Source organism: Pseudomonas sp. rhizo66, from assembly GCF_031931925.1.
In the GTDB taxonomy this organism is placed as follows: Bacteria; Pseudomonadota; Gammaproteobacteria; order Pseudomonadales; family Pseudomonadaceae; genus Aquipseudomonas.
Genome location: NZ_JAUJWZ010000005.1, coordinates 24057 through 39699, shown reverse-complemented (window position 1 = coordinate 39699; position 15643 = coordinate 24057). Strand labels below are relative to the sequence as shown.

Below are 15643 nucleotides of genomic sequence, written 5' to 3'. Positions count from 1 at the left end.
CCCATCGAAAGACGGGGTATATCGCGACGCTATGACGCGTATAGATGAAACTCTCTTCATGTAAGGCAAAAAGCCCTTTGCTTGATAGTGTGCATCCATCCAGTATTTGCCCGTATACTCCTACGTTTTCGACGCCCGCCGAGCGAGGCCACTTTGGACAAGATCCTGATACGTGGGGCCCGTACCCACAACCTGAAGAACATCGACCTGACCCTGCCACGGGACAAATTGATCGTCATCACCGGCCTGTCCGGATCCGGCAAGTCGTCCCTGGCCTTCGATACGCTCTACGCCGAAGGTCAGCGCCGCTATGTCGAATCGCTGTCGGCCTATGCCCGCCAGTTCCTGTCGATGATGGAAAAGCCAGACGTCGACACCATCGAAGGCCTGTCGCCGGCGATTTCCATCGAACAGAAGTCGACCTCGCACAACCCGCGTTCCACGGTCGGCACCATCACCGAAATCTACGACTACCTGCGTTTGCTTTATGCACGCGTGGGTACGCCGCGCTGCCCGGATCACGATATTCCACTGGAGGCGCAGACCGTCAGCCAGATGGTCGATCTGGTGCTGGCGCAGCCGGAAGGCAGCAAACTGATGCTGCTGGCCCCAGTGATCCGCGAACGCAAAGGTGAACATCTTTCAGTCTTCGAAGAGCTGCGTGCCCAAGGTTTCGTTCGCGCCCGGGTCAACGGGCGGATCTGCGAACTCGATGAACTGCCGAAACTGGATAAACAGAAGAAGCACTCGATCGATGTGATCGTCGACCGTTTCAAGGTTCGCGCCGATCTGCAGCAACGTCTGGCCGAATCCTTCGAGACCGCGCTGAAATTGGCGGATGGCATCGCCCTGGTCGCACCGATGGACGATGAGCCGGGCGAAGAGATGATCTTCTCCGCGCGCTTCGCTTGCCCGATCTGTGGCCACGCGATCAGCGAGCTGGAACCCAAGCTGTTCTCCTTCAACAACCCGGCCGGCGCTTGCCCGACCTGTGATGGCCTGGGGGTTAAGCAGTTCTTCGATATCAAGCGGCTGGTCAACGGCGACCTGACCTTGGCCGAAGGTGCGATTCGCGGCTGGGACCGGCGCAACGTCTATTACTTCCAGATGCTCGGCTCACTGGCCTCGCACTACGGTTTCAGCCTCGAAGTACCGTTCAACGAACTGCCGGCCGATCAGCAGAAATTCATCCTGCATGGCAGCGGTTCGCAGAACGTCGACTTCAAATACCTGAACGACCGTGGCGACATCGTCAAACGTTCGCACCCGTTCGAAGGTATCGTGCCGAACCTGGAGCGTCGCTACCGCGAGACCGAGTCGGCGAGCGTGCGCGAAGAGCTGGCCAAGTTCCTCAGCACCCAATCGTGCCCGGATTGCCGGGGTACCCGTCTGCGTCGCGAAGCGCGGCATGTGTGGGTGGGCGAAAAAACGCTGCCAGCGGTGACCAACCTGCCGATCGGCGATGCCTGCGAATACTTCGGCGAGCTGAAGATGACCGGCCGCCGCGGCGAGATCGCTGACAAGATCCTCAAGGAGATTCGCGAGCGTCTGCAGTTCCTCGTCAATGTCGGTCTCGACTATCTCTCGCTGGACCGCAGTGCCGACACCCTGTCCGGTGGCGAGGCGCAACGGATTCGTCTGGCCAGCCAGATCGGTGCCGGGCTCGTCGGTGTTCTGTACATCCTCGATGAACCGTCCATCGGCTTGCACCAACGCGATAACGATCGACTGCTCGGCACACTCAAGCACCTGCGCGATATCGGCAACACGGTGATCGTGGTCGAGCATGACGAAGACGCGATTCGCCTGGCCGACTACGTGGTGGATATCGGCCCGGGCGCCGGCGTGCATGGCGGACAAATCGTGGCCGAAGGCACACCGGCCGAAGTCATGGCGCACCCGGATTCCCTGACGGGTAAATACCTGTCGGGCCGCGTGAAGATTGAAGTGCCGGCCAAACGTACGCCGCGCAACAAGAAGCTGAATCTGTCGCTCAAAGGGGCGCGCGGGAACAACCTGCGCAATGTCGATCTGGACATCCCGATTGGTCTGCTGACGTGTGTGACCGGCGTGTCCGGCTCGGGCAAATCGACGCTGATCAACAATACGTTGTTCCCGCTGAGCGCTACGGCTCTCAACGGCGCAACAACGCTGGAAGCGGCAGCGCACGACAGCATCAAAGGCCTGGAGCATCTCGACAAGGTGGTCGATATCGACCAGAGCCCGATTGGCCGTACACCGCGCTCCAACCCCGCGACCTATACCGGCCTGTTTACGCCTATCCGGGAACTGTTCGCCGGCGTACCGGAGTCACGTTCACGTGGTTACGGCCCTGGGCGTTTCTCGTTCAACGTCAAGGGCGGGCGCTGCGAAGCGTGTCAGGGCGATGGTCTGATCAAGGTAGAAATGCACTTCCTGCCAGATATCTACGTGCCGTGTGATGTGTGCAAGAGCAAGCGCTACAACCGTGAAACCCTTGAGATCAAATACAAGGGCAAGAGCATCCACGAAACCCTCGAGATGACCATCGAAGAGGCCCGGGAGTTCTTCGATGCGGTGCCGGCACTGGCGCGCAAGCTGCAGACGCTGATGGATGTTGGCCTGTCGTACATCAAGCTCGGCCAGTCGGCGACGACGTTGTCCGGCGGTGAGGCGCAGCGCGTGAAGCTGTCTCGCGAGCTGTCCAAGCGCGACACCGGCAAAACGCTGTACATCCTCGATGAGCCAACCACCGGTTTGCACTTCGCAGACATTCAGCAATTGCTCGATGTTCTGCATCGACTGCGCGACCACGGCAACACCGTGGTGGTGATTGAGCACAACCTCGACGTGATCAAGACGGCCGACTGGCTGGTCGATCTCGGGCCGGAGGGTGGTTCCAAAGGCGGGCAGATCATTGCCACCGGCACGCCTGAGGATGTCGCCGAGATGAAGCAATCTCACACCGGTCATTACCTCAAGCCACTGCTGATCCGCGACCGGGCCTAAACGCCAGGCATGAAAAAGCCCCTGTCACTTCAGCAGTGACAGGGGCTTCTTTATATCGGTTGCAATCAGGACGCCTGGGATTGCAGGTAGTTCTCGAGACCGATTCGCTTGATCAGGCCCAACTGCTTTTCCAGCCAGTAGGTGTGATCTTCTTCGGTATCGTTGAGCTGAACCCGCAGGATCTCACGGCTGACATAGTCTTTGTGCTGCTCGCACAGCTCGATGCCTTTGCACAGGGCAGCGCGAACTTTGTATTCAAGACGCAGATCCGCCTCAAGCATCTCCGGCACAGTGGTACCGACATCCAGATCATCCGGACGCATGCGCGGCGTGCCTTCCAACATCAGAATCCGGCGCATCAACGCATCAGCGTGACCCGCTTCCTCTTCCATCTCGTGGTTGATTCGCTCGTAGAGCTTGGTGAACCCCCAGTCCTCATACATCCGCGAATGAACGAAATATTGATCACGCGCGGCCAGTTCGCCGGTCAGCAACGTGTTGAGGTAATCGATTACGTCTGGGTGGCCTTGCATCGCCCTACATCTCCCTACTTGAAAGTCTGTAGTTTGAACCAAGCTGACCGGAAGGTCACCCGATTCGCGCAATAAAAGCGAAGATATTCTTAGAAAAGCAGCCTAAATAACGCAAAAACCGCCCAGATGAGGGCGGTTCTGCTTCTCGTTTAGACTTCGTTAAGCTGTACGTTGAGCAGCTTTGCGATTGCTTCTCCATACGCTGGATCGGCTTTGTAGAAATGCTGCAACTGACGATCAACCACATCTGACGAAACACCGCTCATGGCGCCGGCGATATTGCTGACCAGCAAAGCTTTCTGCTCATCGTTCATCAGGCGGAACAGCGCACCTGCATGGCTGTAGTAATCGGTATCTTCGCGGTGATCGTAGCGATCGGCAGCACCGCTCAAGGCCAGTGCAGGCTCAGCGTAACGCGGAGCTTGTTTCGGCGCATCCGTGTAGCTGTTCGGCTCGTAGTTAGGTGCTGCACCACCGTTGCTGCCGAACGCCATCGAGCCATCACGCTGGTAGGTGTTAACCGGGTTGCGTGGTGCATTCACCGGCAACTGCTGGTGGTTTGTACCCACACGGTAGCGGTGGGCATCGGCGTAAGCGAATACACGACCTTGCAGCATGCGATCAGGCGACAGACCGACACCTGGCACCATATTGCTTGGGCCGAACGCGGCTTGCTCGACTTCAGCAAAGTAGTTCTGCGGGTTGCGGTTCAGCTCCAGCTCACCCACTTCGATCAGCGGGAATTCTTTCTGCGACCAGGTTTTGGTGACGTCGAAAGGGTTCTCGTAATGCGCCGCAGCCTGGGCTTCGGTCATGATCTGAATGCACACGCGCCATTTCGGGAAGTCACCGCGCTCGATGGCTTCGAACAGGTCGCGCTGAGCGTAGTCAGGATCAGTGCCCGCCAATCGCGCAGCATCGGCCGGTGCCAGATTCTTTATGCCTTGTTTGGTCTTGTAGTGCCACTTGACCCAGTGACGTTCACCTTGAGCGTTGATCAGGCTGTAGGTATGGCTGCCGAAGCCGTGCATGTGACGGTAGCCGTCGGGGATGCCTCGATCGGAGAACAGAATAGTGACCTGGTGCAGCGCTTCGGGCGAATGCGACCAGAAATCCCACATCATTTGCGTACTTTTCAGGTTGCTTTGCGGCAGGCGTTTTTGCGTGTGGATAAAGTCAGGAAACTTCAGCGGATCACGAATGAAGAACACTGGCGTGTTGTTACCGACGATGTCCCAGTTACCTTCTTCGGTATAGAACTTCAGAGCGAAGCCGCGCGGATCGCGCTCAGTGTCAGCCGAACCACGTTCACCACCAACAGTGGAGAATCGCAAAAAGGTCGGCGTCTGTTTTCCTACCGATTCGAACAGCTTGGCGCTGGTGTACTCGGTGATATCGCGGGTCACGGTGAATGTGCCGTAAGCACCCGAGCCTTTGGCGTGAACACGACGCTCAGGAATGTTCTCACGGTTGAAGTGGGCAAGCTTCTCGATCAGATGAAAGTCGTCGAGCAGCAGCGGGCCACGAGGGCCAGCGGAGCGAGAATTCTGGTTATCAGCGACAGGAGCGCCACTGGCGGTCGTAAGCGTTTTGATCTGGCTCATACGGTCTTCTTCCTCTGTCAGTCTTGAAACTGCCGGCTAATCGGCTTGGAGGGAAGTATCAATCATCCATGTGACAGCCACAAATTCATTAACTTGCGCACATCGATAGATAATTACTAATCATGTTTCCCGGCACATAGTGCCAACAGAGACATGTCAGAAGCTTGTATGAACAGCGCATTTTATTGCGCGCACAAAAAACCGGGCACTAGGCCCGGTTCTTTGTTTCAGACTGACGTCTTACTCGGCGGATACAGCTTCGCCAGCAGTAGCACGATCAACCAACTCGACGTACGCCATAGGCGCGTTGTCGCCAGCGCGGAAACCGCACTTGAGGATGCGCAGGTAGCCACCCTCACGGGTAGCATAACGCTTGCCCAGGTCGTTGAAGAGCTTACCAACGATAGCTTTCGAACGAGTACGGTCGAAAGCCAGACGGCGGTTAGCCAGGCTGTCTGTCTTGGCCAGAGTGATCAGCGGCTCGGCAACGCGGCGCAGTTCTTTGGCTTTTGGCAGAGTAGTTTTGATCAGCTCGTGCTCGAACAGCGACACCGCCATGTTTTGGAACATGGCCTTGCGGTGCGAGCTGGTGCGGCTCAGGTGACGACCACTTTTACGATGACGCATGGTTCATTCCTTACCAAACACTACGTTCGGTGATTACGACGATCAGGCAGTCGCCTTGTCGTCCTTCTTAAGACTTGCAGGCGGCCAGTTGTCGAGGCGCATGCCGAGGGACAGACCGCGGGAGGCCAGAACGTCCTTGATTTCAGTCAAGGATTTCTTGCCCAGGTTCGGAGTCTTCAACAGCTCTACTTCGGTACGCTGAATCAGGTCACCGATGTAGTAGATGTTTTCCGCCTTAAGGCAGTTAGCCGAACGTACAGTCAGTTCCAGATCGTCAACCGGGCGAAGCAGGATCGGATCGATCTCGTCTTCCTGCTCGACAACCACTGGCTCACTGTCACCCTTGAGGTCGACGAACGCAGCCAACTGCTGTTGCAGGATGGTTGCAGCGCGGCGGATAGCCTCTTCAGGATCCAGAGTACCGTTGGTTTCCAGATCAATAACCAGCTTGTCCAGGTTGGTACGCTGCTCGACACGGGCGTTTTCCACCACGTATGCGATACGGCGAACCGGGCTGAACGAAGAGTCAAGCTGCAAGCGACCGATGCTGCGGCTTTCGTCTTCATCGCTCTGACGCGAGTCGGCTGGTTCATAACCACGACCACGAGCTACGGTGAGCTTCATGTTCAGGGCGCCGTTAGACGCCAGGTTAGCGATTACGTGATCGGGATTAACGATCTCGACATCATGATCCAGCTGAATATCGGCAGCGGTAACCACCCCCGAACCCTTCTTCGACAAGGTCAGCGTAACTTCGTCACGACCGTGCAGCTTGATGGCCAGACCTTTAAGGTTCAACAGGATTTCAATTACGTCTTCCTGTACACCTTCGATGGCGCTGTACTCGTGGAGCACACCGTCAATCTCGGCCTCGACTACTGCGCAGCCGGGCATTGAGGACAACAGGATGCGTCGCAGCGCGTTGCCCAGGGTGTGGCCAAAACCACGCTCGAGAGGCTCGAGAGTGATCTTGGCGCGGGTTGGACTGACAACCTGCACATCAATGTGGCGGGGTGTCAGGAACTCATTTACCGAAATCTGCATGGATGCACCTATTTTCTAGCCCTTACTTGGAGTAGAGCTCGACAATCAGGCTTTCGTTGATGTCGGCGGACAGATCACTGCGAGCAGGAACGTTCTTGAAAACGCCCGACTTCTTCTCAGTGTCTACTTCTACCCATTCTACGCGGCCACGTTGGGCACACAGATCGAGAGCTTGGACAATGCGAAGTTGGTTTTTTGCTTTCTCGCGAACTGCAACCACGTCACCAGCACGAACCTGATACGACGGAACGTTTACGGTCTGACCGTTAACGCTGATCGACTTGTGCGATACCAGCTGACGGGATTCGGCACGAGTCGAACCAAAGCCCATACGGTATACAACGTTGTCCAGACGGCATTCGAGCAGTTGCAGCAGGTTTTCACCGGTTGCACCTTTCTTGCCAGCAGCTTCTTTGTAGTAGCCGCTGAACTGACGCTCGAGAACGCCGTAGATACGACGGACCTTCTGCTTTTCACGCAGTTGGGTGCCGTAATCGGACTGGCGACCGCGGCGTTGGCCGTGGATACCAGGTGCTGCTTCAATGTTGCACTTCGATTCGATCGCGCGCACGCCGCTCTTCAGGAAGAGATCGGTGCCTTCGCGACGAGCGAGTTTGCATTTTGGACCAATGTAACGAGCCATTCTTTACAATCTCCTGGATTACACGCGGCGCTTCTTCGGCGGACGGCACCCGTTGTGCGGGATTGGCGTCACGTCGGTGATGCTGGCGATCTTGTAGCCACAGCCGTTCAAAGCGCGGACTGCGGATTCACGACCTGGACCTGGACCCTTGACGTTAACGTCGAGGTTTTTCAGGCCGTATTCCAGCGCAGCTTGACCAGCACGTTCAGCAGCTACTTGAGCAGCAAACGGGGTGGACTTGCGGGAACCGCGGAAACCCGAACCACCGGAGGTAGCCCAGGAAAGAGCGTTACCTTGACGGTCGGTAATGGTCACGATGGTGTTGTTAAAAGATGCATGGATGTGGGCGATGCCATCAACCACTGTCTTTTTAACTTTTTTACGAGGACGAGCAGCAGGTTTTGCCATGATTAAATTCCTGTCGATTCGCTGGGGCGATTACTTGCGGATCGGCTTACGCGGACCTTTACGGGTACGCGCGTTGGTCTTGGTACGCTGACCGCGTACTGGCAGACCACGACGATGACGCAGACCGCGATAGCAACCGAGGTCCATCAAGCGCTTGATTTTCATGTTGATTTCGCGACGCAGGTCACCTTCAGTGGTGAACTTCGCCACTTCGCCACGCAGCTGTTCAATTTGCTCGTCGCTCAGATCTTTGATCTTTGCTGCTGGGTTTACCCCAGTCACTGCACAGATCTTCTGCGCAGTTGTGCGACCAACACCATAGATGTAGGTCAGCGAGATAACAGTATGCTTGTTATCTGGAATGTTAACGCCTGCAATACGGGCCATTCAGTGGGACTCCAATTGACAGCTACCTACGCCCCGGAAGCCAAGAAATAGGGCGCGAGATAATATCGCTGTAATAACAAATAATCAACCCGGTAGCGCACTAGCTACCGGGCTTGAAGCACAATCACACTCAGCCTTGGCGCTGTTTGTGACGCGGTTCCGCGCTGCAAATTACTCGAACAACACCTTCGCGGCGAATAATCTTGCAGTTACGGCACAGCTTTTTCACCGATGCACGAACTTTCATCACCAACTCCTCGAACCTTATGGGTACTCAGCGCAACATGCCGCTGCCGTAACCCTTCAGGTTGGCTTTCTTCATCAGGGATTCGTACTGGTGCGAAACGAGGTGCGATTGTACTTGGGACATGAAGTCCATCACAACCACGACCACGATCAGCAACGAGGTCCCGCCAAGGTAGAACGGAACGTTTGCTGCAACCACCAGGAACTGGGGCAACAGGCACACGGCCGTCATGTAAAGAGCACCGAACATGGTCAAGCGGGTCAGAACGCCATCAATGTAGCGCGCCGACTGCTCACCTGGACGGATGCCCGGAATAAAGGCACCGGACTTCTTCAGGTTTTCCGCTACGTCTTTCGGATTGAACATCAACGCCGTATAGAAGAAGCAGAAGAAAATAATCCCTGCACTAAACAGCAGAATATTCAACGGCTGACCAGGAGCGATCGACTGCGAGATGTCCTGCAACCAGCCCATACCTTCAGACTGACCGAACCAGGCACCCAACGAAGCCGGGAACAGCAAAATGCTGCTCGCGAAAATAGCCGGAATAACACCGGCCATGTTCACCTTCAACGGTAGGTGGCTAGTCTGCGCAGCAAAAACCTTACGGCCCTGCTGACGCTTGGCGTAGTGAACAGCGATACGACGCTGACCACGCTCAATGAACACCACGAAACCGATAATCGCTACTGCCAGCAAACCGATGGCAACCAAGGCGAAGATGTTGATATCACCCTGACGCGCAGACTCGAAAGACTGCCCGATTGCTCTCGGAAGACCGGCGACGATACCCGAAAAAATCAACATCGAGATACCGTTGCCTACACCACGCTCAGTAATCTGCTCACCCAGCCACATCATGAACATCGCACCAGCCACAAAAGTGGATACCGCGACGAAATGGAAGCCAAAGTCACCAGTGAACGCAACGCCCTGCCCCGCCAGACCAATGGACATGCCAATAGCCTGAACGAGAGCGAGGACGACGGTGCCGTAGCGGGTGTACTGGCTGATCTTGCGACGGCCAGCTTCACCTTCCTTCTTCAACTGCTCCAGCTGCGGGCTGACGGCGGTCATCAGTTGCATGATGATCGATGCCGAAATGTACGGCATGATCCCCAGTGCAAAGATGCTCATCCGTTCCAGCGCGCCGCCGGAGAACATGTTGAACAAGCTAAGAATGGTCCCCTCATTCTGTCGAAACAGGTCTGCGAGTCGGTCCGGGTTGATACCTGGAACCGGGATGTGTGCGCCTATTCGGTAGACGATAATCGCCAGGAACAGAAAACGCAGACGAGCCCAGAGTTCAGACATACCGCCTTTGCCGAGCGCAGAGAGAGCACCTTGCTTAGCCATTTATTCCTCGAACTTGCCGCCAGCTGCTTCGATAGCCGCACGCGCACCTTTGGTGGCGCCGATTCCCTTGCCGATAGTGACAGCGCGAGTCACTTCACCGGACAGCATGATTTTCACACGCTGTACGTTGACGTTGATCACGTTGGCATCTTTCAGGGACTGCACGGTGACGATGTCGCCTTCCACTTTAGCCAGCTCGGACAGACGCACTTCTGCGCGGTCCATGGCTTTCAGGGAAACGAAACCGAACTTCGGCAGGCGACGATGCAGCGGCTGTTGACCGCCTTCAAAGCCTGGAGCAATGGTGCCACCGGAGCGGGAGGTCTGACCTTTGTGACCACGGCCACCAGTCTTACCCAAACCGCTACCGATACCACGGCCCGGACGATGCTTTTCGCGACGGGAACCCGGCGCTGGACTCAGATCATTGAGTTTCATCGATTAACCCTCGACACGCAGCATGTAGTAAGCCTTGTTGATCATCCCGCGATTCTCGGGAGTATCCTGGACTTCTACAGTGTGACCGATGCGACGCAGACCCAGACCCTTAACGCACAGTTTGTGGTTAGGGATGCGGCCGGTCATGCTTTTGATCAGCGTTACTTTAACGGTAGCCATGATCAGAAGATCTCCTTAACGCTTTTGCCACGCTTGGCGGCAATGGATTCAGGAGACTGCATAGCTTTCAAACCTTTGAAAGTGGCGTGAACCACGTTTACCGGGTTAGTCGAGCCGTAGCATTTGGCCAGAACGTTCTGAACGCCAGCAACTTCGAGGACAGCACGCATAGCGCCGCCAGCGATGATACCGGTACCTTCAGAAGCAGGCTGCATGTACACCTTCGAAGCGCCGTGAGCGGACTTCATTGCGTACTGCAGAGTGGTGCCGTTCAGATCAACTTGGATCATGTTGCGGCGAGCAGCTTCCATTGCCTTCTGGATCGCAGCAGGCACTTCACGCGACTTGCCACGGCCGAAGCCAACACGCCCTTTACCATCACCAACCACGGTCAACGCGGTGAAAGTGAAGATACGGCCGCCTTTAACGGTTTTGGCTACGCGGTTAACTTGAACCAGCTTCTCAATGTAGCCTTCGTCGCGCTTTTGGTCGTTATTTGACATAACTTAGAACTCCAGCCCAGCTTCACGAGCAGCATCAGCCAGCGCTTTAACGCGGCCGTGGTACTTGAAGCCAGAGCGGTCGAAAGCCACTTGCGAGACGCCAGCGGCCTTAGCACGCGTAGCGACCAGCTGGCCAACCTTTGTGGCCGCGTCGATGTTGCCAGTGGCGCCATCACGCAGTTCTTTATCCAAAGTCGAGGCGCTTGCCAGGACTTTGTTGCCGTCGGCCGAGATGACCTGGGCGTAGATGTGCTGCGACGAGCGGAACACGCAGAGACGCACGACTTCGAGTTCGTGCATTTTCAGGCGTGCTTTGCGAGCGCGACGCAGTCGAGTAACTTTTTTGTCGGTCATTTGCTATGCCCTACTTCTTCTTGGCTTCTTTACGACGGACGACTTCGTCCGCGTAGCGCACACCTTTGCCTTTGTACGGCTCTGGTGGACGGAAGTCGCGGATCTCAGCGGCCACTTGACCTACCAGCTGCTTGTCGATGCCCTTGATCAGGATATCGGTCTGGCTAGGAGTCTCAGCGGTGATGCCTTCCGGCAGTTCGTAATCCACTGGGTGCGAGAAGCCAAGGGCCAGGTTCAGAACCGTGCCTTTTGCTTGCGCCTTGTAACCAACACCGACCAGCTGGAGCTTGCGCTCGAAGCCTTGGCTTACGCCTTGGACCATATTGTTTACCAACGCACGCGTGGTACCGGCCATTGCGCGAGTTTGTTGATCGCCATTGCGAGCAGCGAAACGCAGCTCACCAGCTTCTTCAACGATCTCAACGGACGAATGGATGTTCAGTTCAAGAGTACCCTTGGCACCCTTCACCGAAAGCTGTTGGCCTGCGAATTTTACTTCGACACCGGCTGGCAGCTTAACGGGGTTCTTAGCGACGCGAGACATGCTTATCCCCCCTTAGAACACAGTGCAAAGAACTTCGCCGCCGACACCGGCAGCGCGCGCAGCACGATCCGTCATCACACCTTTGTTGGTGGAGACGATAGACACGCCAAGACCGCCACGAACTTTCGGCAGATCTTCAACGGACTTGTACTGACGCAGGCCTGGACGACTAACGCGCTTCACTTCTTCGATAACCGGACGGCCTTCGAAGTACTTCAGCTCGATGGACAACGACGGCTTAGCGTCGGTGGTGATCTGAAAATCCGCGATGTAACCTTCGTCCTTCAGGACTTTTGCTACAGCCACCTTCAGCGTGGAAGACGGCATGCTTACGACAGACTTTTCAGCCATCTGGGCATTACGGATTCGAGTTAGCATGTCCGCTAACGGGTCCTGCATACTCATGGGCTAGACGCTCCTAATACAGAAAAATTAGCCTTGCGGCTACTACTTGTCGCCGAGAACTTCCGGGCATGAAAAACACGGGCTCAGGCGAGCCGGTCATTCTAGACACACCCCAGAAATGAATCAAGCCCCAAAAGGGGCTTGATTCAGATTCAAGGCCACCGATGGTCAGGTTCTTGCGAACCCGAACATCGAGACTTTGACAGCAATTACCAGCTGGCTTTAACCAGACCTGGTACGTCACCACGCATTGCAGCTTCACGCAGCTTGTTACGGCCAAGGCCGAACTTGCGGTAAACGCCGTGCGGACGACCAGTCAGGCGGCAACGGTTACGCATGCGCGAGGCGCTTGCGTCACGTGGTTGCTTCTGCAGCGCTACGGTAGCTTCCCAACGCGCTTCTGGACTTGCGTTCAGATCAACGATGATAGCTTTCAGCGCTGCACGCTTGGTGGCGTACTTGGCAACGGTAAGCTGACGCTTCAGCTCACGGTTTTTCATGCTCTTCTTGGCCATTTTCCTACTCCAATCAGTTGCGGAACGGGAATTTGAAAGCACGCAGCAGAGCGCGGCCTTCATCATCGTTCTTGGCAGTGGTGGTCAGGGTAATGTCCAGACCGCGGAGAGCATCGATCTTGTCGTAGTCGATTTCCGGGAAAATGATCTGCTCTTTCACGCCCATGCTGTAGTTACCACGACCATCGAAGGACTTGGCATTCAGGCCGCGGAAGTCGCGAACCCGAGGCAGGGAGATCGACAGCAGACGATCCAGGAACTCATACATACGCTCACGGCGCAGGGTCACTTTGACGCCGATCGGCCATCCTTCGCGGACTTTAAAGCCAGCGATGGATTTCCGAGCGTAGGTCACAACGACTTTCTGGCCGGTGATCTTTTCCAGGTCAGCAACAGCGTGCTCGATGACTTTTTTGTCGCCGATCGCTTCGCCCAGACCCATGTTCAGGGTGATTTTTGTAACGCGCGGAACTTCCATCACGTTCGAAAGCTTAAGTTCTTCCTTAAGTTTCGGAGCGATTTCCTTCCGGTAAATCTCTTTTAGTCGTGCCATGGTCTTCTACCTAGCAGTGTTCAAGCATCAACCGCTTTTTGGGTCGACTTGAAGACACGAATTTTCTTACCGTCTTCTACTTTGAAACCAACGCGGTCAGCCTTGTTGGTTTCGCCGTTGAAGATGGCGACGTTGGAAGCGTGCAGTGGCGCTTCTTTCTCGACGATACCGCCCTGTACGCCCGACATCGGGTTAGGCTTGGTATGACGCTTGACCAGGTTCAGACCACCAACAACCAGACGGTTGTCAGCAAGAACCTTCAGCACCTTACCGCGCTTACCTTTGTCTTTGCCGGCGATCACGATGATCTCGTCGTCACGACGAATCTTTTGCATGTCGGATCTCCTTACAGCACTTCTGGGGCGAGCGAGACGATCTTCATGAACTTCTCAGTACGAAGTTCACGGGTCACTGGCCCAAAGATACGGGTGCCGATCGGCTCTTGCTTGTTGTTCAGAAGAACAGCAGCGTTGCCATCAAAGCGGATAATGGAGCCATCAGCACGACGTACGCCGTGACGAGTGCGGACTACAACAGCAGTCATCACTTGGCCTTTTTTCACTTTACCGCGAGGAATTGCTTCCTTAACGGTAACTTTGATGATGTCACCGATACCAGCGTAACGACGATGGGAGCCACCCAGCACCTTGATGCACATAACACGGCGAGCGCCGCTGTTATCGGCCACATCGAGCATGGATTGAGTCTGAATCATATAATTTCTCCGACCCCTAGCCCTTAGACTTCCACAGCGCGTTCGAGAACATCAACCAGCGCCCAAGACTTGGTCTTGGCCATCGGACGAGTTTCACGAATAGTGACTTTGTCGCCGATGTGGCACTGATTGGTTTCGTCGTGCGCGTGCAGCTTAGTCGAACGCTTAACGTATTTACCGTAGATCGGGTGCTTTACGCGACGCTCGATCAGAACGGTGATGGTTTTGTCCATCTTGTCGCTGACAACACGGCCAGTCAGCGTACGGACAGTTTTTTCGGCTTCAGCCATGATCACTTACCTGCCTGCTGGTTGAGCACAGTCTTCACGCGAGCGATGTCACGCTTAACTTGCGAGAGCAGATGAGACTGCCCCAACTGGCCAGTTGCTTTCTGCATGCGCAGATTGAACTGGTCGCGCAGCAAGCCGAGCAGTTGCTCGTTCAGCTGCTGTGCGGATTTTTCACGAAGTTCATTCGCTTTCATCACATCACCGTCCGTTTAACAAAGGAGGTGGCGAGCGGCAGCTTTGCAGCAGCCAGGGCGAAAGCCTCACGCGCCAGCTCTTCAGAAACACCCTCGATTTCATACAGGACTTTACCTGGCTGAATCTGGGCAACCCAGTACTCCACGTTACCCTTACCTTTACCCATACGAACCTCGAGAGGTTTTTTGGAGATCGGCTTGTCCGGGAATACACGGATCCAGATCTTGCCGCCACGTTTTACGTGACGGGTCAGAGCACGACGCGCTGACTCGATCTGACGAGCGGTGAGACGACCACGAGCAACAGACTTCAGCGCGAACTCGCCGAAGCTGACTTTGCTACCGCGCAGTGCCAGACCACGGTTGTGGCCGGTCATCTGCTTGCGGAACTTCGTACGCTTTGGTTGCAACATTTGGCGTACCCCTTACTTAGCAGCTTTTTTACGAGGCGCTGGTGCTTGTGGTTTCAGTTCTTCTTGGCGACCACCAATAACTTCGCCTTTGAAGATCCAAACCTTTACACCGATCACACCGTAAGTGGTGTGAGCTTCGTAGTTGGCATAGTCGATGTCGGCACGCAGGGTGTGCAATGGCACACGACCTTCGCGATACCATTCAGTACGTGCGATTTCAGCACCGCCGAGACGACCGCTCACTTGGATTTTGATGCCTTTGGCACCAATGCGCATGGCGTTCTGTACTGCGCGCTTCATAGCGCGACGGAACATTACGCGACGCTCCAGCTGCTGAGCTACGCTCTGCGCAACCAGCATACCGTCGAGCTCCGGCTTGCGGATCTCTTCGATATTGATGTGCACAGGCACACCCATTTGCTTGGTCAGGTCCTGACGCAGTTTCTCAACATCTTCACCTTTCTTCCCGATAACGATACCTGGACGAGCGGTGTGGATGGTGATGCGTGCAGTTTGGGCCGGACGATGGATATCGATACGGCTTACGGACGCGCTTTTTAGTTTGTCTTGGAGATACTCACGCACTTTCAGATCTGCGAACAAGTAGTCCGCATAAGTCCGACCGTCTGCGTACCAGACGGAGGTGTGCTCCTTGACGATTCCCAGGCGAATGCCAATGGGATGTACTTTCTGACCCATCTC

Annotated in this window: 24 protein-coding genes; 1 reads left to right on the top strand and 23 read right to left on the bottom strand. The window is 55.6% G+C overall.

What is annotated here, in order from left to right; translation table 11 throughout:
* Nucleotides 1–153 precede the first annotated feature (153 nt).
* A complete protein-coding gene (gene uvrA / locus QZR14_RS07530) occupies nucleotides 154–2988 on the top strand; it encodes an excinuclease ABC subunit UvrA (RefSeq protein WP_093434409.1) in 2835 nt (944 codons plus the stop codon).
* Between the two features lie 65 nt (nucleotides 2989–3053).
* On the opposite strand, the gene bfr is transcribed toward uvrA, so the two are convergent.
* The 23 genes from bfr to rpsC form a co-directional block, all read right to left on the bottom strand.
* The gene (gene bfr / locus QZR14_RS07525; protein ID WP_311996238.1) at nucleotides 3054–3521 is read right to left on the bottom strand and encodes a bacterioferritin; all 468 of its coding nucleotides are present in this window, start codon (nucleotides 3519–3521) and stop codon (nucleotides 3054–3056) included.
* A gap of 149 nt (nucleotides 3522–3670) precedes the next feature.
* On the bottom strand, nucleotides 3671–5125 hold the full coding sequence (locus tag QZR14_RS07520) for a catalase (protein ID WP_311996237.1): 1455 nt from the start codon (nucleotides 5123–5125) through the stop codon (nucleotides 3671–3673).
* Between the two features lie 240 nt (nucleotides 5126–5365).
* Entirely contained in the window at nucleotides 5366–5752 is a 387-nt protein-coding gene (gene rplQ / locus QZR14_RS07515) for a 50S ribosomal protein L17 (RefSeq protein WP_003176402.1), read from the bottom strand.
* A gap of 42 nt (nucleotides 5753–5794) precedes the next feature.
* On the bottom strand, nucleotides 5795–6796 hold the full coding sequence (locus QZR14_RS07510; RefSeq protein ID WP_003186012.1) for a DNA-directed RNA polymerase subunit alpha: 1002 nt from the start codon (nucleotides 6794–6796) through the stop codon (nucleotides 5795–5797).
* 22 nt (nucleotides 6797–6818) lie between these two features.
* The gene (rpsD, locus tag QZR14_RS07505) at nucleotides 6819–7439 is read right to left on the bottom strand and encodes a 30S ribosomal protein S4 (protein ID WP_003176404.1); all 621 of its coding nucleotides are present in this window, start codon (nucleotides 7437–7439) and stop codon (nucleotides 6819–6821) included.
* 18 nt (nucleotides 7440–7457) lie between these two features.
* Complete coding sequence (gene rpsK, locus QZR14_RS07500; protein ID WP_002555466.1) at nucleotides 7458–7847, bottom strand: 30S ribosomal protein S11; 390 nt, start codon at nucleotides 7845–7847, stop codon at nucleotides 7458–7460.
* A 30-nt stretch (nucleotides 7848–7877) separates the two neighbouring features.
* Nucleotides 7878–8234: a 30S ribosomal protein S13 gene (gene rpsM / locus QZR14_RS07495; protein WP_003186020.1), complete on the bottom strand. Its 357-nt coding sequence runs from the start codon at nucleotides 8232–8234 to the stop codon at nucleotides 7878–7880.
* A 130-nt stretch (nucleotides 8235–8364) separates the two neighbouring features.
* Entirely contained in the window at nucleotides 8365–8481 is a 117-nt protein-coding gene (gene rpmJ, locus QZR14_RS07490) for a 50S ribosomal protein L36 (protein WP_002555468.1), read from the bottom strand.
* A gap of 27 nt (nucleotides 8482–8508) precedes the next feature.
* Complete coding sequence (gene secY, locus QZR14_RS07485; protein ID WP_003228718.1) at nucleotides 8509–9837, bottom strand: preprotein translocase subunit SecY; 1329 nt, start codon at nucleotides 9835–9837, stop codon at nucleotides 8509–8511.
* On the bottom strand, nucleotides 9838–10275 hold the full coding sequence (gene rplO, locus QZR14_RS07480) for a 50S ribosomal protein L15 (RefSeq protein ID WP_003228720.1): 438 nt from the start codon (nucleotides 10273–10275) through the stop codon (nucleotides 9838–9840).
* A gap of 3 nt (nucleotides 10276–10278) precedes the next feature.
* The gene (gene rpmD, locus QZR14_RS07475) at nucleotides 10279–10455 is read right to left on the bottom strand and encodes a 50S ribosomal protein L30 (protein ID WP_003176408.1); all 177 of its coding nucleotides are present in this window, start codon (nucleotides 10453–10455) and stop codon (nucleotides 10279–10281) included.
* A gap of 2 nt (nucleotides 10456–10457) precedes the next feature.
* Nucleotides 10458–10958, bottom strand: a complete 501-nt coding sequence (gene rpsE, locus QZR14_RS07470) for a 30S ribosomal protein S5 (protein WP_003186035.1) — start codon at nucleotides 10956–10958, stop codon at nucleotides 10458–10460.
* 3 nt (nucleotides 10959–10961) lie between these two features.
* Nucleotides 10962–11312: a 50S ribosomal protein L18 gene (gene rplR / locus QZR14_RS07465; RefSeq protein ID WP_003186037.1), complete on the bottom strand. Its 351-nt coding sequence runs from the start codon at nucleotides 11310–11312 to the stop codon at nucleotides 10962–10964.
* A gap of 10 nt (nucleotides 11313–11322) precedes the next feature.
* Nucleotides 11323–11856, bottom strand: coding sequence for a 50S ribosomal protein L6 (gene rplF, locus QZR14_RS07460; RefSeq protein ID WP_003176412.1), 534 nt, complete (start codon nucleotides 11854–11856; stop codon nucleotides 11323–11325).
* A gap of 12 nt (nucleotides 11857–11868) precedes the next feature.
* The gene (gene rpsH, locus QZR14_RS07455; RefSeq protein WP_007918458.1) at nucleotides 11869–12261 is read right to left on the bottom strand and encodes a 30S ribosomal protein S8; all 393 of its coding nucleotides are present in this window, start codon (nucleotides 12259–12261) and stop codon (nucleotides 11869–11871) included.
* A gap of 209 nt (nucleotides 12262–12470) precedes the next feature.
* Nucleotides 12471–12776 carry a 30S ribosomal protein S14 gene (rpsN, locus tag QZR14_RS07450; protein ID WP_003228726.1) on the bottom strand — a complete coding sequence of 102 codons (306 nt, stop codon included), beginning with the start codon at nucleotides 12774–12776 and terminating at the stop codon, nucleotides 12471–12473.
* A gap of 13 nt (nucleotides 12777–12789) precedes the next feature.
* Nucleotides 12790–13329, bottom strand: a complete 540-nt coding sequence (rplE, locus tag QZR14_RS07445) for a 50S ribosomal protein L5 (protein ID WP_003210069.1) — start codon at nucleotides 13327–13329, stop codon at nucleotides 12790–12792.
* Nucleotides 13330–13349: 20 nt separating this feature from the next.
* Nucleotides 13350–13664 (bottom strand): 50S ribosomal protein L24, encoded by a 315-nt coding sequence (rplX, locus tag QZR14_RS07440; RefSeq protein WP_003186046.1) that lies wholly within the window; start codon nucleotides 13662–13664, stop codon nucleotides 13350–13352.
* An 11-nt stretch (nucleotides 13665–13675) separates the two neighbouring features.
* A complete protein-coding gene (rplN, locus tag QZR14_RS07435; protein ID WP_002555479.1) occupies nucleotides 13676–14044 on the bottom strand; it encodes a 50S ribosomal protein L14 in 369 nt (122 codons plus the stop codon).
* A gap of 23 nt (nucleotides 14045–14067) precedes the next feature.
* A complete protein-coding gene (gene rpsQ / locus QZR14_RS07430; protein ID WP_003194644.1) occupies nucleotides 14068–14334 on the bottom strand; it encodes a 30S ribosomal protein S17 in 267 nt (88 codons plus the stop codon).
* A gap of 2 nt (nucleotides 14335–14336) precedes the next feature.
* Nucleotides 14337–14528, bottom strand: a complete 192-nt coding sequence (gene rpmC, locus QZR14_RS07425; protein WP_002555481.1) for a 50S ribosomal protein L29 — start codon at nucleotides 14526–14528, stop codon at nucleotides 14337–14339.
* Nucleotides 14528–14941 carry a 50S ribosomal protein L16 gene (rplP, locus tag QZR14_RS07420; protein ID WP_003228729.1) on the bottom strand — a complete coding sequence of 138 codons (414 nt, stop codon included), beginning with the start codon at nucleotides 14939–14941 and terminating at the stop codon, nucleotides 14528–14530. Before rplP ends, rpmC begins: the two co-directional genes overlap by 1 nt.
* A gap of 12 nt (nucleotides 14942–14953) precedes the next feature.
* Entirely contained in the window at nucleotides 14954–15640 is a 687-nt protein-coding gene (gene rpsC / locus QZR14_RS07415) for a 30S ribosomal protein S3 (protein ID WP_003176422.1), read from the bottom strand.
* Between the last annotated feature and the right edge of the window lie 3 nt (nucleotides 15641–15643).

Coding starts and splice junctions, on each gene's coding strand:
- bfr (WP_311996238.1), bottom strand. CDS start 3,521: ATGCAAGGCCACCCAGACGTAATCGATTACCTCAACACGTTGCTGACC.
- QZR14_RS07520 (WP_311996237.1), bottom strand. CDS start 5,125: ATGAGCCAGATCAAAACGCTTACGACCGCCAGTGGCGCTCCTGTCGCT.
- rplQ (WP_003176402.1), bottom strand. CDS start 5,752: ATGCGTCATCGTAAAAGTGGTCGTCACCTGAGCCGCACCAGCTCGCAC.
- QZR14_RS07510 (WP_003186012.1), bottom strand. CDS start 6,796: ATGCAGATTTCGGTAAATGAGTTCCTGACACCCCGCCACATTGATGTG.
- rpsD (WP_003176404.1), bottom strand. CDS start 7,439: ATGGCTCGTTACATTGGTCCAAAATGCAAACTCGCTCGTCGCGAAGGC.
- rpsK (WP_002555466.1), bottom strand. CDS start 7,847: ATGGCAAAACCTGCTGCTCGTCCTCGTAAAAAAGTTAAAAAGACAGTG.
- rpsM (WP_003186020.1), bottom strand. CDS start 8,234: ATGGCCCGTATTGCAGGCGTTAACATTCCAGATAACAAGCATACTGTT.
- rpmJ (WP_002555468.1), bottom strand. CDS start 8,481: ATGAAAGTTCGTGCATCGGTGAAAAAGCTGTGCCGTAACTGCAAGATT.
- secY (WP_003228718.1), bottom strand. CDS start 9,837: ATGGCTAAGCAAGGTGCTCTCTCTGCGCTCGGCAAAGGCGGTATGTCT.
- rplO (WP_003228720.1), bottom strand. CDS start 10,275: ATGAAACTCAATGATCTGAGTCCAGCGCCGGGTTCCCGTCGCGAAAAG.
- rpmD (WP_003176408.1), bottom strand. CDS start 10,455: ATGGCTACCGTTAAAGTAACGCTGATCAAAAGCATGACCGGCCGCATC.
- rpsE (WP_003186035.1), bottom strand. CDS start 10,958: ATGTCAAATAACGACCAAAAGCGCGACGAAGGCTACATTGAGAAGCTG.
- rplR (WP_003186037.1), bottom strand. CDS start 11,312: ATGACCGACAAAAAAGTTACTCGACTGCGTCGCGCTCGCAAAGCACGC.
- rplF (WP_003176412.1), bottom strand. CDS start 11,856: ATGTCTCGCGTCGCTAAGAACCCCGTTAAGCTGCCAGCCGGTGTCGAA.
- rpsH (WP_007918458.1), bottom strand. CDS start 12,261: ATGAGTATGCAGGACCCGTTAGCGGACATGCTAACTCGAATCCGTAAT.
- rpsN (WP_003228726.1), bottom strand. CDS start 12,776: ATGGCCAAGAAGAGCATGAAAAACCGTGAGCTGAAGCGTCAGCTTACC.
- rplE (WP_003210069.1), bottom strand. CDS start 13,329: ATGGCACGACTAAAAGAGATTTACCGGAAGGAAATCGCTCCGAAACTT.
- rplX (WP_003186046.1), bottom strand. CDS start 13,664: ATGCAAAAGATTCGTCGTGACGACGAGATCATCGTGATCGCCGGCAAA.
- rplN (WP_002555479.1), bottom strand. CDS start 14,044: ATGATTCAGACTCAATCCATGCTCGATGTGGCCGATAACAGCGGCGCT.
- rpsQ (WP_003194644.1), bottom strand. CDS start 14,334: ATGGCTGAAGCCGAAAAAACTGTCCGTACGCTGACTGGCCGTGTTGTC.
- rpmC (WP_002555481.1), bottom strand. CDS start 14,528: ATGAAAGCGAATGAACTTCGTGAAAAATCCGCACAGCAGCTGAACGAG.
- rplP (WP_003228729.1), bottom strand. CDS start 14,941: ATGTTGCAACCAAAGCGTACGAAGTTCCGCAAGCAGATGACCGGCCAC.
- rpsC (WP_003176422.1), bottom strand. CDS start 15,640: ATGGGTCAGAAAGTACATCCCATTGGCATTCGCCTGGGAATCGTCAAG.